Origin of the sequence: Prevotella sp. S7-1-8 (assembly GCF_000758925.1) — a bacterium.
Classification (GTDB): Bacteria; Bacteroidota; Bacteroidia; order Bacteroidales; family Bacteroidaceae; genus Prevotella.
In genome coordinates this window covers 29,913-45,523 of sequence record NZ_JRNC01000031.1, presented here as the reverse complement: position 1 = coordinate 45,523, position 15,611 = coordinate 29,913, and the positions used below count along the sequence as shown (strand labels likewise).

General features: G+C 51.1%; 14 protein-coding genes and 1 riboswitch. Of the genes, 1 reads left to right on the top strand and 13 read right to left on the bottom strand.

Annotated features, from left to right (window positions below; all coding sequences use genetic code 11):
• Nucleotides 1–252: 252 nt before the first annotated feature.
• The 5 genes from HMPREF1640_RS04635 to HMPREF1640_RS04615 all read right to left on the bottom strand — a co-directional run bounded on the left by HMPREF1640_RS04635 (nucleotide 253) and on the right by HMPREF1640_RS04615 (nucleotide 4,509).
• On the bottom strand, nucleotides 253–1,038 hold the full coding sequence (locus HMPREF1640_RS04635) for a hypothetical protein (protein ID WP_036892830.1): 786 nt from the start codon (nucleotides 1,036–1,038) through the stop codon (nucleotides 253–255).
• 141 nt (nucleotides 1,039–1,179) lie between these two features.
• Nucleotides 1,180–1,473 (bottom strand): hypothetical protein, encoded by a 294-nt coding sequence (locus tag HMPREF1640_RS04630; protein WP_036892829.1) that lies wholly within the window; start codon nucleotides 1,471–1,473, stop codon nucleotides 1,180–1,182.
• Nucleotides 1,474–1,487: 14 nt separating this feature from the next.
• On the bottom strand, nucleotides 1,488–2,588 hold the full coding sequence (locus HMPREF1640_RS04625) for a glycosyl transferase (RefSeq protein WP_036892828.1): 1,101 nt from the start codon (nucleotides 2,586–2,588) through the stop codon (nucleotides 1,488–1,490).
• 56 nt (nucleotides 2,589–2,644) lie between these two features.
• Nucleotides 2,645–3,619 carry a glycosyltransferase gene (locus tag HMPREF1640_RS04620; RefSeq protein WP_036892827.1) on the bottom strand — a complete coding sequence of 325 codons (975 nt, stop codon included), beginning with the start codon at nucleotides 3,617–3,619 and terminating at the stop codon, nucleotides 2,645–2,647.
• Entirely contained in the window at nucleotides 3,583–4,509 is a 927-nt protein-coding gene (locus tag HMPREF1640_RS04615) for a glycosyltransferase family 2 protein (RefSeq protein WP_036892890.1), read from the bottom strand. Before HMPREF1640_RS04615 ends, HMPREF1640_RS04620 begins: the two co-directional genes overlap by 37 nt.
• A 43-nt stretch (nucleotides 4,510–4,552) precedes the next feature.
• Between HMPREF1640_RS04615 and HMPREF1640_RS04610 the strand changes: the two genes are divergently transcribed.
• Nucleotides 4,553–6,067 carry an oligosaccharide flippase family protein gene (locus HMPREF1640_RS04610; protein WP_036892826.1) on the top strand — a complete coding sequence of 505 codons (1,515 nt, stop codon included), beginning with the start codon at nucleotides 4,553–4,555 and terminating at the stop codon, nucleotides 6,065–6,067.
• A 113-nt stretch (nucleotides 6,068–6,180) separates the two neighbouring features.
• On the opposite strand, the gene HMPREF1640_RS04605 is transcribed toward HMPREF1640_RS04610, so the two are convergent.
• From HMPREF1640_RS04605 to gcvPA, 8 genes are all read right to left on the bottom strand, one after another.
• Nucleotides 6,181–6,786: a thiamine phosphate synthase gene (locus tag HMPREF1640_RS04605; protein WP_036892825.1), complete on the bottom strand. Its 606-nt coding sequence runs from the start codon at nucleotides 6,784–6,786 to the stop codon at nucleotides 6,181–6,183.
• A gap of 4 nt (nucleotides 6,787–6,790) precedes the next feature.
• Nucleotides 6,791–7,567 carry a sulfide-dependent adenosine diphosphate thiazole synthase gene (locus tag HMPREF1640_RS04600; protein WP_036892824.1) on the bottom strand — a complete coding sequence of 259 codons (777 nt, stop codon included), beginning with the start codon at nucleotides 7,565–7,567 and terminating at the stop codon, nucleotides 6,791–6,793.
• A gap of 27 nt (nucleotides 7,568–7,594) precedes the next feature.
• Nucleotides 7,595–9,169, bottom strand: coding sequence for a phosphomethylpyrimidine synthase ThiC (gene thiC, locus HMPREF1640_RS04595; protein WP_036892822.1), 1,575 nt, complete (start codon nucleotides 9,167–9,169; stop codon nucleotides 7,595–7,597).
• A gap of 12 nt (nucleotides 9,170–9,181) precedes the next feature.
• On the bottom strand, nucleotides 9,182–9,841 hold the full coding sequence (locus HMPREF1640_RS04590; protein WP_036892820.1) for a thiamine phosphate synthase: 660 nt from the start codon (nucleotides 9,839–9,841) through the stop codon (nucleotides 9,182–9,184).
• A complete protein-coding gene (thiD, locus tag HMPREF1640_RS04585) occupies nucleotides 9,838–10,653 on the bottom strand; it encodes a bifunctional hydroxymethylpyrimidine kinase/phosphomethylpyrimidine kinase (protein WP_036892818.1) in 816 nt (271 codons plus the stop codon). The genes HMPREF1640_RS04590 and thiD overlap by 4 nt, the downstream gene beginning before the upstream one ends.
• A 74-nt stretch (nucleotides 10,654–10,727) precedes the next feature.
• Nucleotides 10,728–10,826, bottom strand: a riboswitch (TPP riboswitch).
• Nucleotides 10,827–11,548: 722 nt separating this feature from the next.
• On the bottom strand, nucleotides 11,549–12,874 hold the full coding sequence (lpdA, locus tag HMPREF1640_RS04580) for a dihydrolipoyl dehydrogenase (protein WP_036892816.1): 1,326 nt from the start codon (nucleotides 12,872–12,874) through the stop codon (nucleotides 11,549–11,551).
• On the bottom strand, nucleotides 12,871–14,262 hold the full coding sequence (gcvPB, locus tag HMPREF1640_RS04575) for an aminomethyl-transferring glycine dehydrogenase subunit GcvPB (protein ID WP_036892814.1): 1,392 nt from the start codon (nucleotides 14,260–14,262) through the stop codon (nucleotides 12,871–12,873). Before gcvPB ends, lpdA begins: the two co-directional genes overlap by 4 nt.
• Nucleotides 14,263–14,277: 15 nt before the next feature.
• On the bottom strand, nucleotides 14,278–15,594 hold the full coding sequence (gene gcvPA, locus HMPREF1640_RS04570) for an aminomethyl-transferring glycine dehydrogenase subunit GcvPA (protein WP_036892812.1): 1,317 nt from the start codon (nucleotides 15,592–15,594) through the stop codon (nucleotides 14,278–14,280).
• Nucleotides 15,595–15,611: the final 17 nt, after the last annotated feature.

Genomic DNA, 15,611 nt, shown 5'->3' with positions numbered 1-15,611 from the left:
TGTCGTTTGCAAACATGTTAAGCACAAGAGGCTTTATGTCATTTTTTTTCAATGAATTATTTACCTTTTCCATGCTTGCGTCGCATGGCCTGTTTGATGATCGATATCATGCTGGTTGACATTTGATTGTGCGCCCGGGATGTGTGTTAACATGGGCTCGCAAAATAGAAAATCCCTCTCAAAACATGTTTGGGAGGGATGAATGGTGGTGTGTATAATCTATATTGTTGGTTTCTCTTTGTGGCCCGTAGGTCAGAAATCAGTGTCGTCGCTTATCTCTTCGGCTTCGTATTCCAAGTCGTTGGGATCGGTGTCGTAGGTGGTTCGATAGCTCTCCTCGGTGAGCTTGTCCTCGTCAAAGTCGTCTTCTTCCTCCTCTTCGTTGTTTTCTTCTTCTGGCAGTAGCTCTTCTTCTTCCTCCTCGTCAAGGTCTATTTTTATGGCAGGCTTGGCTTGTCTGACCTCTATTTCTGGTTTTTCCTTGGCAAAGATGGCCTCCGCCCATGTGCCCTTGGGAATTTCGAGTACTTCGTAGCCGTCTTTTATTTTTTTCTCATAGAGACCACCGGCTTTGTGAAGCCTGTCTTGTGGTAGCGTGTTGGTTGAGATGTCAAATCCTGCCATGATAATGTCTTTGGCGCTTTGGGATAGCGATTCCCATCCGCCGCCAAAGTTGCGGCCAAGTACTTCGATCAGTTTTGACGCGGAGATATGGTGTATGTTTTCATACGTCAAATCGGTCACGCGCATGATGGGACGTTTTTTAATGGCTATTTTTTGTTTGTTGTTGTCGTTCACCCGTGTCGTACCGATTTTAAATCCGCGCTCCTCGTATTTCTTGATGACCTCTGGCTTATCTATCTTCACCTCTTCAAGCTCAAACGCACTCCGAATGATGTCTGTGTAACGACGCATGTTGTCTTTCAGGTCGGCATCACGCTCAGCGGCTTCCCACATGCGAAACACGTCGCTTTCTTGTATGGACCATACGTTGCTTTTATTCAACGTCTTCAGTGTTACGGCTTTCTTGTCTTTCATATTGTTACTGTGTATTTGCTGCAAAAGTAAGTATAAAATCGTAATTTGCAAACAATTCTTGTTTTTTTTTGGCCATGTTGTTTTTTCCTTGATATTGTCATCGAAAAACAATGCGTCAGGCAGGGCTTGAGGATCGCAGCTTTATGTCCAAAAAGAGCTGTCTCCAGTGGCTGCCATTCGTGCGCCGCATTGAGGGCAGGCGCGCATGTCCCATTCCGCGATGCGGTCGCTGCCACATCGCAGGCACAGCCTGCCCGTCAAGCCGCTGAACGATGGGGCCGAGTCGCCGATGACCCCTCCTACAACCAATGGCTGTATGGTGTGGCAATCGGGGCAGCTCACCATGACAATGTGTTGCCCCATGAATCCGCGCCCTTTGTACACATCAGTGGTGTAACCACAACTGGCGCATTTGTATTTCAAGACAGTTGCCATGCCGTCATAATGTTTTAAAGGAATTTCCGGTAGATGGATTCATACTGCTTGGCCACCTTGATGTAATCGTGATGCTGCCTTACGTATTCCACGCTTTCTATTTTGAGACGGTTCAACAGGTTTGGATTTAATACCAAACGCTCTATCTCGTGGAACACGCTCTCGTAGCTTGGTGTTACGTTGATGATAGGCTTAAGTTTGCGCTCGCCAATGATATCATAGCTTTCTGGCTCTCCGCCACCAACGCAAATGATGCCGCGGTTCATGGCCTCGAGCGCGTTCATGGCGGGGGTGTAGCTGTAAAGCTGATCGAGGATGACATCCGAGCCATTCATCATCTCTACGTATTGGCTGAACGGGACACCCTCCGCGACGTTCAAATTAATTCTTCCGGGATATTTGCTGCTTACGGCTTGGGCAGCCGCAAGCATTATATCCGTGCCTTTGTACTCATTTCTCGACTTGCTGATCCCGACAAAAATATTGATAGGATCGCCAGTCTCTCGATGCTTGGGAAGCAGGGTTTCGTGGGGCTTGATGGGCAGGGGGGCGAACGATGTCTTTGTGGGGAAAAAAGGAGCGTAGCACGCCCAATATTCGTATAGGCAGGCTATGATGCCGTCACAGTCGTTGGCGATATATTTGTTGAGCCGCTCTTTAGGTGTGCCTAACCAGTCTTGGCGCTCTTTTTCGGTGTCGGAAGTGTGACGAATGGTATCTCCTATATTAAAATCACTGTATCGCAAGGGTTTCCTTTGGATGTTTTCGTTCACCCAATAATAGTCCATCCCAAACGCCCCCATGAACATTTTGCCGTTATGTTCGCGTAGCCATTTGTAGATGGGAAAGATGCGCTCGGCCTTGAGGTCTATAAAGATGGGGTTTACGATTTGCACCACGTCGTAGCCTTTCAGTCGGTATAGGTTGCTGTATAGTCGCGTCAGCAACTTTGCTCCGCCCAGTATTCCGGTATCTCTGGCCAAGTCTATGTCGCGTGGGTAGTTTTTCCAGTAATCGCCGTTGCTGGCCACAGTTACCTTGTGCCCAAGCTGTCGGAGCCCATCGGCCAACGTGTTGTGAACGTTGCTGTACTCGCCAATTAGCAGTATCTTCATGGATGGTTGTTATAACCGCGCTTTGCGTTTGCGCTCTCCGAGACCCTTGCGATGGGTCATGGGTTGTCCTTCCTGATGGTGGCCAACAATATGCGTCGGCCGATAGGATTGCCAACGAGCGCCCTGAAAGTGGTGTATTTTTTAGTATAATTTTTCTTGGGCAATGGGAAGAGGCCATGGCGACGCAGCGTGTCGACAGCTTCTTCGAGGTGCTTGCGGCTATGCGTCAACTTGATGGTGTTGTAAAGATAGTCCATGGACAGTTGTGCCACGCGACGGTTGAGCGCTACGCGGTCTATCTCCGGTCCGGAGTTGGCCACGCTTTGCAGCTTCAATATGATGTCTACCATGTCGCTAAGCCGTTTAGCCACGTGCCGTTTGCTCGTCTTTCTCATAATGGATTCGGGACGCTTGCGGTAAAAGTACGCCTCCGCCGAGGTTGTGAACACGCGCTCGGCGCGCAGCATGAGCTGCGGGGTGAATTCCTCGTCCTCGTGCAATCGTCCCGAGGTGAACCGCAACGAGCCCAAGATAGAGCGGCGAAAGATGTAGCCCCATGTCGAGGCGCGAAGGTTGTTGCGATGCATATAAGTCACTCCCGATATGGGTCCGTCGTATTCGAGAGGTATGCTTGGTTTGTTATTGCTGGTCTCGCGGAATATCACGATGTCTGCATTCTGGTATCTTACGATGTCGAGACAGTGCCCATAAGGGGCTTGGATAAGATAATCATCACCGTCGACAAATTGTATGTATTGCCCCGTGGCACATCTTAGCCCCATGTTTCGAGCCGCCGAGAGCCCTTGGTGAGCTTGCCGAATGTAGGTTATGTGGTCCGCGTGGTCGGGCAAATTATCGATTGCAGGTATGTCCGATCCATCGTCCACAAGGATAATCTCGTGCTCTTTCATGGCAAGGGAGAGGCGTTCTATGCTCTCTACGCACGTTTTGAGCATGTCTGGCGGCAGATTGTATGCCGTGATTATAAAGGTGATTAATGGAGTTGATGAAATAGTTTGTGCAGTTGGCATAGGCGTTTAATACCGAGTAAATGTAATAATTTGAGCTTAAAAGTATGCTTGAATGGCAGGGTGGGGAAGTACTTGGATATTTGCCCACTCATTCTGTACACGTCCAGTTGGATATTCAAGATGTGCGCGTAATAGTCTTTCATGTATTCGTGGTACGCGTTCTTGGCACGATTGCTCTTGCTTTTTCGGAGTATGTTAGTCAATGTCCGCGTGTGCGCCTCGAGCAGGTTTTGCATGTCTTTGCCGGTGGCTTGCTCGGTGATGCCGTGTGGATTGTAGCAGTAATAGTATAGCCCTACGTCTGTGGTTGCTACCATATTACAGTTCCTTAAAAGCCTTGGCAGCGTGAACACGTCCTCGAATCGCTTGCGGTCGGGGTACCTAACGCCATCGAAAACCTCTCGCCTGTATATCTTGTTCCATGCGTAAGCGTGTTTGTATGCTTGCCCCTCGAGCCAATATAAGAGCATGTCGGTATATTCTTTGCGCTGGAATTGCAGCAACCTTTTGTTCTTGGAGCCGTAGTGTTCGTTTACTGGATACTCAAGAATATCATAATCGGGATGTGTGTTCAGGATTTCGAACAGCGTCTTGTAGGTGTTGTCTTGGATGAAATCGTCACTGTCAACGAACGTGATATACTCGCCCTTGGCCTTTTCCACGCCGGTGTTTCTCGCCGTGCTTAAGCCAGAGTTTTTTTTCAAATGGGTCACTTGTATGCGATGGTCTTGCTTGACATATTTGTCGCACAAGGCTGAGCTGCCGTCAGTCGAGCCATCGTCGACCAATATAAGCTGCCAGTCTCGAAACGATTGTCCGATGATACTGTCAAGGCATCGGGGTAGTGTATCCACAACTTGGTATACTGGTATTACTATGCTTAATTTCATATTGCAAAGATAATAAATGTTTTGCATTTTCGTTTTAAATGTAATGGAAAAAGAAAAAAACGACGACACCTATTTTCATATACTCAAATACACAAGTTTGTTTGGCGGCGTACAGGGATTGAATATCCTTGTAGGTTTGGTGCGAAACAAGCTCGTGGCCATGATTTTGGGACCAGATGGAATGGGAATTGTCTCGCTTTTCAATTCCACGATACGTTTTATCTCAGACTCCACGGGCTTGGGTATTCCTACGAGCGCGGTGAAAAATCTTTCCCAATCCATTTCCGAGCGTGAGGCGAACATACGAGACACCGTGCAACTGGTGCGCTCTTGGAGTCTTCTGGCGGCTTTGGTAGGTTTGTTGGCATGTGTCATTTTGAGCCCTTTGCTCAACGACTGGACCTTCTCTTGGGGCGACCACACGTTGCATTTCGTGCTGCTATCCCCAGTCATTGCTCTCATGGCTATCACCGGCGGCGAAGTGGCCATCCTTAAGGCGGCGCGCCGTTTGCGCGCGTTGGCTATGGTGAGCGTGTATGGTATGCTGTTGGCCCTTTTTGTTTCAGTGCCCATTTATTATTTTTTCGGGCAGGCTGGCATTGTTCCCTCGCTTGTTTTGATGGCGCTGTCCCAATGTCTTTTTACCATCGCCTATTCTTATAGGCTCTACCGTCCATCGTTCGCGTTCGGCAAAAAAGAGTTTCGCGGCGGACAGGGCATGGTCAGGTTGGGCATCGCTTACGTAGGAGCTGGCGTGATGGGCAGTGGCGCGGAGTTCGTGGTTAGGTCGTATCTTAACAATGTGGGCGACCTTGGTGTGGTGGGACTTTACAATGCGGGCTATGTCATGACTATCACTTACGCCAGCATGGTGTTCTCTTCCATGGAGACTGACTATTATCCACGGCTTTCGGGCATCAAGGAATTCGGGCATGAACTCAACCTCGCCGTGAACCGACAAATCGAGGTTTCATTGTTGCTTCTCTCGCCTTTGCTTGTGTTTTTCATGGTCAGTTTGCCCGTGTTGTTACCTTTGTTGTATAGCGGCAAGTTTCTTCCCATACTCGCAATGATGAAGATAGCCGTGCTCGCCATGTATTTCAAGGCTCTCACTTTGCCCGTGGAGTATATAGCGTTGGCGCGTGGCGATTCGTGGAGCCACTTGTTGCTGGAGACTATTTACGCCGTGTTTTTTGTACTGTTGGTCGTTTTGGGCTATAGCTATTTGGGATTGGCGGGCACTGGATTGGGGCTTGCGCTGACAGGCCTTGTGTTCTTGGCCTTTGTCTACGCCTACGCGCATTGGCGGTATCGCTATGTCGCCTCGGCTTCTGTCAAGGCGTATGCGTTGGCTCAAGTAACCATAGGCGTGACGGCTTGTGTTTTCACCCTCTGTTTGGATGGTATCCTTTATTGGATTGTTGGGCTAATTTTGGCCATGATTTCTTTAGTTATATCCATTTGGGTATTGCGTTCCAAGTCAGCCCTTTGGGATGCGTTGAGAAAGCGGTTCATGGACAAGTGGAATTGGGCCAAGACGATTAGACATAAAAAATAGCGAATGGCCGCCGGCCATTTCTTTCATACCGATGGGCTGATTGGCATGGGTTGGGAATGGTTGAGTGCGGGAAAGCGATGATATCAAGCGGTTGATATTCCGTATGATAAATTTTAATTCTGTAATGACAAGTTCTTGGCGGCTTGCAAAATATCGTTCATATGAGCCATGATTGCATCGGCCGGCCGATGCCAAACGTCGCCGAGCAGTGCCGCTCCGCCAAATCCCAAGGCATGTAGTTGCTTAAATGCCATTGGCGTTACACCGCCCAATGCCACCACACGACTGTCTATGATACCTCGACGGCATGCCTCGCGCAGCTCCTCGATACTGAAAACGGATTGGTATCCCTGCTTGGAGATACTGTCAAAAATAGGACTTAAGAACACGTACCGCATGCCGTCTTTGTGTTCTTCCACCTCTTGCAAGGAATGACATGAGCGCGACAATCGTCCTTTGAAGCCCGGGAATGGAGTGGGGTGACGGCCATTGAGGTGCAGTCCCCCTATCTGAAATTCCTCGGTTAGCTCAAAATGGTCGTGCAGCACCAATCGGTCGTGCCACCGAACGGAAATGCTCGCTATCAACTCTCGCGTCTGCCCAGCGGTGTATTTAGGTTTTCGCAAATGCGCGTAGTCAACCCCTTGCCGTAGCATTTCCTCGATAATACGAGCTTCCCCCGCTTTGCAGTCGGGGGAAGTGACAATAATGATTTGCATGTGACTATTTTTTTGCCAGCTCCTTGATGATGAGGTTGGCCACCTTTTTGCCAGACAGCAACATGCCACCGAATATCGGGCCCATGCGCGGAGTTCCCGACACGGCCGACACGGCCATGCCGCACACATACAGCCCGGGGTATATCTCCTTGGTGCCCTCGACCACAAGGCGCTCGCCCTCATCAACATTGAGCGACCCCTCGCCAACTACTTGGCCTGTGGGTGTGCGCAACTCTGCTCCGTTCTTACGCGCCACAACCTTGCATACCTCGCTGTCGTGCCCTGTTCCATCAATGACACAGCGCGCCATGATGTTCAAAGGGTCCACGTGCAAGCCCTCGCGCAGCACTGGAGTCCAGTTCACCACTACGCCGCTCACTTTCTTGTCCTTGAATACCACGTCTTCCACCGAGTAACAGTTGAACAGTTTGGCGCCTGCGTGCACGGCCTTGTAGAGAATGGCTGAGGTGCTCTCGATAGAGTCGATTGTGTAGAGGCCATCCTCGTATTGCTCGTAGTTGATGCCAAACTCCTTGATGATATCCATCGCTTCCTGTTGTATAACCACTTGGTTGAACATCATGGCGCCGCCCCACATGCCACCGCCGGGAGACAGCTTGCGGTCAAAAAGAGCCACTTTCAGGCCTGCTTGCGCCATGTAATAGGCGGCCACAATGCCACTTGGGCCTCCGCCAACAATGGCCACGTCAAGTTCCAAGCACTTTTCAAGTTTGTCAAAATAGGTACTGATGATACCTTTGGATACTTTTGTCTCAATCATTTTTTAGGTTTTATGATGTTAAACTTATCATTGTTCGTCACATTTCTCTATTGTCTGACTGATACGCATGGCACAGAAATGAGGCCCGCACATGGTGCAATAACGACCACCCACGTCGTTGGATTGCTTGTAATATTCCAATGCTCGGTCAGGGTCGAGCGACAGATTGAACTGGTCTTTCCACCTAAACTCATAGCGCGCCTTGCTTAGCGCGTCGTCACGCAGCGTGGCTCCCGGAAAGCCTTTGGCTATGTCGGCGGCGTGCGCGGCTATCTTGTAGGCTATCACCCCAGTGCGCACGTCATCCTTGTCGGGCAGTCCAAGGTGCTCCTTGGGTGTGACATAGCACAGCATGGCCGTCCCCATCCATCCTATCATGGCTGCCCCGATGGCCGATGTGATGTGGTCGTAGCCCGGAGCGATGTCTATAACCAATGGGCCAAGCGTGTAAAAAGGCGCTCCGTGGCACTTCTCTATTTGGCGCTCCATGTTTTCTTTTATCTTGTGCATGGGCACATGTCCCGGTCCTTCTATAAAGGCTTGTACGTCGTGTGCCCATGCCCGTTCCACCAATTCGCCCATAGTGTCAAGCTCGGCGAACTGCGCCGCGTCGTTGGCATCGTGCGTGGAGCCCGGGCGCAATCCGTCGCCCAAGGATATTGCCACGTCGTATTGGCGGCAAATCTCGCATATGTCATCAAAATGCTCGTATAGAAAACTTTCTTTTTGGTGCACTTGGCACCATTTGGAGATGATACTTCCACCCCGGCTAACCATGCCTGTGAGACGGTTGTTGGCCAAGTGGATATTTTGCAGGCGGATGCCACAATGTATGGTGAAATAGTCTACGCCCTGCTCGCACTGCTCTATTAGCGTGTCGCGAAAGATCTCCCAAGTGAGTTTCTCCGCCTTTCCGTCCACTTTCTCAAATGCCTGATACATTGGCACGGTGCCCAGTGGCACAGGGCAATTGCGCAATATCCACTCGCGAGTATCGTGGATGTCCGCTCCGGTGGACAGGTCCATGATGGTATCTCCGCCCCATTTACAACTCCATACGGCTTTCTCCACTTCTTCTTCGATGTTGGAATTGTTGGCTGAGTTGCCAATGTTGGTGTTAATTTTTACCCGGAAGCGTGGTCCGATAATCATGGGTTCCGACTCGGGATGCCGGCGGTTGGCCGGTATGACGGCGCGGCCCGCGGCCACTTCCTGCCGCACGAACTCTGGCGTGATGTAGGTGTCGATGCCCCGTTGCTTGCAATCCATGGTTTCCCTGATGGCCACATATTCCATTTCCGGCGTAACGATTCCCTGTTTGGCGTAAAACATTTGGGTGCCCTCGCGCCCCGCTATCCATGAATCGCGCATGCGTGGGATGCCACGGCGCAAGTCGATGTCTATTTCAGGGTCGCTGTAAGGGCCGCTGGTGTCATAGACAAGCAGTGGCTCATTGGGCTTCTCGACGCGCTTGCCTTTCTCCATTTTTATAGTGGGAGTGAGGTTGATACGACGTACGCCGACACGTATGTCAGGGTAGATTTTACCATGAAGATACACTTTCTCCGAGTCTGGATAGGATATTTTGATGTTATTTTCCATGTTTAGGGTTTGTTAGTCGTTGTTTATCGCTGTTTGCTGGTTGGCGTTCCCGTCAAGTGCGGCCATGAAACGCCGAGTCTCCGCCGTGGGGTTTTCCGCTTGGAGAATGGCTCCACTGATGGCTACGGCTTGGACGCCAACTTGTCGTAATGCCTTGATGTCCGCCAAGGTGATGCCACCTATGGCCACCAATGGGATGTCAATGCGTTCCCGGCGCATGGTGTCGATGATTTTCTTATAGCCATCAACGCCAATGATTGGAGCCAACCGGCTTTTGGTGTGGGTAAAGCGAAAAGGTCCGCAGCCAATATAGTCCACCCCCTCGGCCACCAATCTACGAATGTCCTCTATGGTGTTAGCGGTGCCACCGATGATGTATTCGCCTTTGGGCAGCAACTTTCGAGCCTCTGCCACGGGCATGTCGTTTTTGCCCAAGTGCACGCCTTGTGCCCCAACCTCGCGCACCAGAAGCGCTCGGTCGTCGAGAATGAGCGTGCCACCGAGTTGTCTGCAGTGTGGCAACAATTGCCTGGCGGTTTCCGCGAACTCAGTGTCGCTCGCATCTTTCATGCGCAGTTGTATCCATTTGCAGCCGCCACGCAGGGCGGCTTGGGCTCCCTCCGTGTAGCTTACACGCTCGTTGGTGTGCGTGATAAATTGCAATGGTGTCATCGCTTGATGAGTTTTTGAGGATTAAAAAAATGGTTCACGGGGCCGTGTCCATGTCCTATTGCCACGTCCGCGCCATGGCGCAACGCCTCGCCAACGTATGCTTTCGCCTTTCTGACAGCGGTTGGCAGGTTCTCTCCTTGGGCCAAGAAAGCCGTGATGGCAGACGAAAGCGTGCAGCCCGTGCCATGTGTGTTGTTTGTCCGCACGGTTGGCGACGTGAGCCTTATGCATTGACCGCCATCGGTGAGTAGCAAGTCTGTTTTCTCCTCGCCGTTGGCATGCCCGCCCTTGACGAGCGTGGCGTGGCATCCCATGTGCGTGATGGTCTCGGCGGCGCGGCGCATGTCGGCTTCGTTCTTGATGGGCATGCCAGCCAAAATCTCCGCCTCCGGTATGTTAGGTGTGAGCAACGTGGCGCGTGGCACGAGTCGCTCGCAATATTTTTTGAGCGTGTCGGCTTGCATCAAGCGGTCGCCTGAGGTTGCCACCATTACTGGGTCTACCACCAAAAGAGCGGGCCATTGGCTGGAAAGCGTGTCGCATATGGCGTTGAGCGTGCCAAGGTCGTTTACCATGCCTATCTTCACGGCCTCGGGCGACAGGTCGTCCATGACGGCTCTGATTTGTTGGGCTATAATACTGGGCTTTACATTCTGCACGGCCTTGACCCCAAGGGTGTTTTGCGCCGTTATGGACGTAATGACCGAGGCAGCGTAACAACCCAGCGCGGACATGGTTTTCAGGTCGGCCTGAACGCCCGCTGCGCCACTGCTGTCTGATCCAGCGATGGTCAATGTGGTGATATATCTCATACTTGCCTTGATATAATGTGCACAAGTCTAAGAAGTGTGGTGAGGAAGGCGCGCCCGGATGAGCGCATGAAAAATCAGATGTCGTTTCACATTCCCTACGGCAGCATTATCTGCATCAGGTTAAACGGGTATGATCTCAGCAAACCAATGGGTTTGCACCCCTCGACAGAACACTCTGTTATTTTTTACAAAGATAGGTACTATTTGTATGAAATGCAAGCGACAGCACCTATTTAACAGTAATTAATATTCGCTGACGCACGGATGGAATGATGTTTTTTGTGTAAAAAAAATCAATAAAACAGTGTCTTGCCACACGTGTGTTTTAGCGTGAGAAAGGGCCATCTTTTTAAACATGGCACACGCTGTGTGATGCGCAAAAATAATATTATTTTTGTGATCAAGGCTCAATCACGTTCGTTTTCGCGCCTAAACGCTTTGTGTTGGGAGCTTATTGACGACGCGTTTGGCATCTAATCGTGCCACGAAGAGGCACTAAAGGCAACGAAAAAATATGGATATTGTTTGCCAATGGCTCGTTTCTTGGCATAAGGCGTTCATGTTAAGGCATTTATGAAACAGGCTTATTTTGGGCTTATTCGTGGCGATCGTCCGCGCTGTTTGTAAACACGCGAGTTTCAAGAGGGGTTTTGTCATGTATTTTCACTTGCGTATACATCTCCAGTCATGGTGGGTTAGCGTGTCGCCCCTGTCATAAGGTTGAAGAGCGACGTGCCCTTTGTGGGTTTGGGAAGCGTGGGCATGGTCATCCGTTGGGGGCGCGATGATAGTTGACGCACGTTTGAAAATATTTTTTTCGTGTAATAAAAAAAGAGACGAGCGTCGCAAAATGGACACTCGTCTTCTGTTTCACAGGTTTGCCAATGAAATGACGTTACGCCTTGGCGGCATCTAAAAGAAGCTCATTGAGCGTTGGGTGGATATGGACGATATCTACCAATTGCTCGCGTGTAACGCCGAAATTCATGAGTGAGGCTACCTCTTGCACGATGCTCGAAGCGCCAGCTCCGAAAGCGTGGCAGGCGATAACGTGATTTGCCTCGTCGAAGAGCAACTTAACAAAACCGTCTGTTTGCTCCATAGCTTGCGCTCTGCCGTTGGCGCGACAAAGCACCTTGCGTGTGGTGAAAGCTATGCTGTTGTTTTTGCAAAAATCGTCGGTCGGCCCTACGGAGGCTGCCTCTGGATAGGTGAATACGGCCGCTGGCATGATGTCCAAACGTATGTTGTCAGTTACGCCAAGTATGTGGTTCACGGCGCGCCTACCTTGGAACGTAGCCGCGTGAGCCAGCATCTGCCGACCGTTCACGTCGCCAATGGCGTAGATGTGTGGCAGATTGGTTTGCATGTTGTCGTTGGTCACGATACCCATCCGACTTGTCTCAATGCCAATGCCTTCCAAATTAAGATCCTCCGTGCGTGGCTTCCTGCCCGTGGCAACGAGTATGGCGTCAGCCTCAACACAACTCTCAGTTCCCTTTTTGGTGTCTTTGATGACTACTTTGTTGCCATCTATGCGCTGCATGGCGGTGGCGAGATGGAACTTGATGCCCCGTTTTTCCATGATTTTGCGTAGGCGGCGCGCTATCTCGGCATCCATCGTGGGTAAACATTCTTTTAAGAATTCCACCACGGTGACTTGTGTTCCGAAAGCCGCGAATATGGACGCCATCTCCATGCCGATTACACCTGCGCCAACGATACAAAGTGATGATGGCAATTCCTCTCGGCTGAGCAGTCCCTCAGAGGTTACGAAATATGGGCTCACGGGTTGTCCGTCGGCCCCCAACCCTGGCACGGGGGGCAACTTGGCGGTGGAGCCTGTGGCGATAATGATGTTGTTAGCCTCTATCTCTTCGCCGTTCACGACAATGGATTTGGCTGTCTTGAAAGAAGCGTGCCCCTGCATAAAGGTTATGCCGGGTTGCTTCATCAAGGCTTCCACACCCTGCCTAAGGCCAGCCACGACCGCGTCTTTGCGAGCGATGGCCGCGCGGAAAAGTTGCTCGCCGTTTTCGCGCCCTAACACTTTCTCCGCGTCATGCACAAGAGATTTGGTAGGTATGCAACCACAGTTGAGGCATGTGCCACCAGCGTATTTCTCTTCGACGATGATCACTTGCAGCCCTTGCGAGGCGGCATAAGCGGCGGTCTCGTATCCACCGGGACCGCTGCCGATAATGATTAGATCTGTTTTCATTGCGCGCTCTCCGGGAAAATTAAGATGGGATTGCGTGCGGCCATCACGTCATCCACTCTTGAAATGGGCGTGTGTTGTGGTGCGCCCTTGACAATTTCTGGCTGTTCGGCGGCTTCTTTCGCGATGCGTCGCATCACGTCAACGAAGCTGTCGAGCGTTTCCAAGCTTTCATTCTCGGTTGGTTCTATCATCATGGCCTCGTGGAAAAGGAGCGGGAAGTAGATGGTGGGCGCGTGGAAGCCAAAGTCGAGTAGGCGTTTGGCCACGTCCATGGTTGTGACGCCGGTTGACTTGTCACGCAGGCCATCAAAGACAAACTCATGTTTGGACAATCCATCGATGGGCAAGTCGTATACATCTTTGAGACGAGATTTGATATAGGTGGCGTTTAGTGTGGCCAATGGTCCAACCTGCTTGATGTTCTCTTTGCCGAGGGTTAGGATGTAGGTAAGCGCGCGCAGTTCCACAAGAAAATTGCCATGATATGGGTTTACCATGGGGAAGAACTCTTGCAAGCCCTCGCGAACACCCACGGGACCGCTGCCAGGACCGCCGCCACCATGGGGGGTGGAGAATGTCTTGTGCAGGTTTAGGTGAACCACGTCAAATCCCATGTCGCCAGGCCGGCATACGCCGAGTAGGGGGTTAAGGTTGGCGCCGTCGTAATACATCAATCCGCCACGGTCGTGAACCATCTTGACAATATCCTCAATATCGTGCTCGAACAGTCCCAAGGTGTTGGGATTGGTCATCATCATGGCTGCCACGTTGTCATCGAGCTTGCTCCGCAAGTCGTCGATATCCACGGTGCCGTCCTGTTTGCTTTTAACTTCGACAACCTCAAGTCCACATACTGCCGCGGAAGCGGGGTTGGTGCCGTGCGCGGAGTCTGGAACGATAACCTTGACACGCTTGCTGTCGCCGCGGCTCTCATGGTAGGCCCTGATAATCATCAGGCCTGTAAGCTCGCCGTGAGCGCCTGCGCATGGTTTCAACGTGAAGTCGGCCATGCCGGTAATGGAAGCCAAAACTTTACGCAAGGTGCGCACTGCCTCTTCTGCTCCTTGGGTGGTGGATTTGGGCTGAAGTGGGTGAAGGTTTTGGAAAGCGGCGCTTGCAGCTATCTCGTCGTTTATCTTAGGATTGTACTTCATGGTACAAGAGCCCAAGGGATAACAACCGTTATCCACACCGAAGTTGTTGCCGCTATGGTTGGTATAATGTCTCACTACGGTGAGCTCGTCACATTCGGGCAGGTCGGCTTGCTTTGCTCTTAACGAGCCTTGGGGCAAATCGTGTTGTGGAAATTCGCCCTTAGGCAGGCTGTACCCTTGTCGTCCGGGGTGGCTAAGCTCAAAAATGAGATGCCCATATAATTTGTTATTCATAGTCGTTGCTCCTCCTTATTTAATCAAACTCACCAATGTGTCTATCTCGTCCTTGGTTCGTTGCTCCGTCACGGCGAGCATCAGTGTGTCGTCAGAAACCTTGATGCCACCGAAAAATCCGTTTTCGAGCCATAATTGTTGCAAGGCATCGAGATCTCCATCGTACTTGACACAGAACTCGTTGAGAAACTCTTGCCCGGGAAACGCGTCTTTGAAATGCCCCGTGGCCACGAGTGCGTCGTGCAGATAATGCGCTCCGTCACATCCTCTTTGCGTCACCTCTTGCAGTCCCTTCTTGCCCAGCAGAGACATATAGAGTGTAACCCAAAGCGTCATCAATCCTTGGTTGGAGCAAATGTTGGACGTGGCTTTCTCACGACGAATGTGTTGTTCGCGTGCCTGAAGGGTTAGCACGAAGACCCTGCGCCCATCTTGGTCGACGGTTTGGCCTACGATACGTCCCGGCATTTTGCGCATGTGTTTTTGCGTGGTGCACATATATCCAAGGTATGGACCGCCCCATGCCATAGGTATGCCTAAGCTCTGAGCCTCTCCAACGGCAATGTCGGCTCCCCATTCGCCCGGCGATTTGAGCAAGGCGAGGTCAGCGGCGACGCTGTTGATGATAAGCAACGCTTTCTTGGCATGGCATGTGTCGGCTATGCCCGAGAAGTCTTCGATGTTACCATAATAGTTGGGTTGCTGTGCGATGACACCGGCCACGCCACCCTTTGCCAAAGCGTCTGGAAGTGCGCCGAAGTCGGTTACGCCGTTTTTCTGTGGTATCATCTCGATGTCAATGCCTTGGAAATGGGCGTAGGTCTTCACCACCTCGACCACTTTGGGGTCTACGGTCTCTGATATGAGCACCCTGTTGGATTTCCTCACGGAGGCGCACGCCATCATCGCGGCTTCCGCCGTGGCGGTGGAACCATCGTACATGGAAGCGTTTGAAACCTCCATGCCCGTGAGACGGGCCATCATGGTCTGGTATTCGAAGATGTAATGGAGTGTGCCTTGTGACACTTCGGCCTGATATGGCGTGTAACTTGTGAGATACTCTGAGCGCGAGGTGATTTGCGGTATTGCCGCTGGCACATAATGGTCGTATGCTCCCGCACCAGCAAAGCAAATGGTTTGCTGGTTCTTTTCGCCTAATTTTTGGAAAAATTTACGTATCTCAATCTCACTCTTGGCGCTTGGGATGTCGTAGTCTCCCTTAATGCGCACGTCTTTTGGTACGTCTGCGTACAAATCGTCCAAAGACTTTTTCCCGATGACATCAAGCATGTGCTGGATGTCATCGGGAGTATGTGGAAAATATTTGAACATATAGTTGTTAAGTCTGG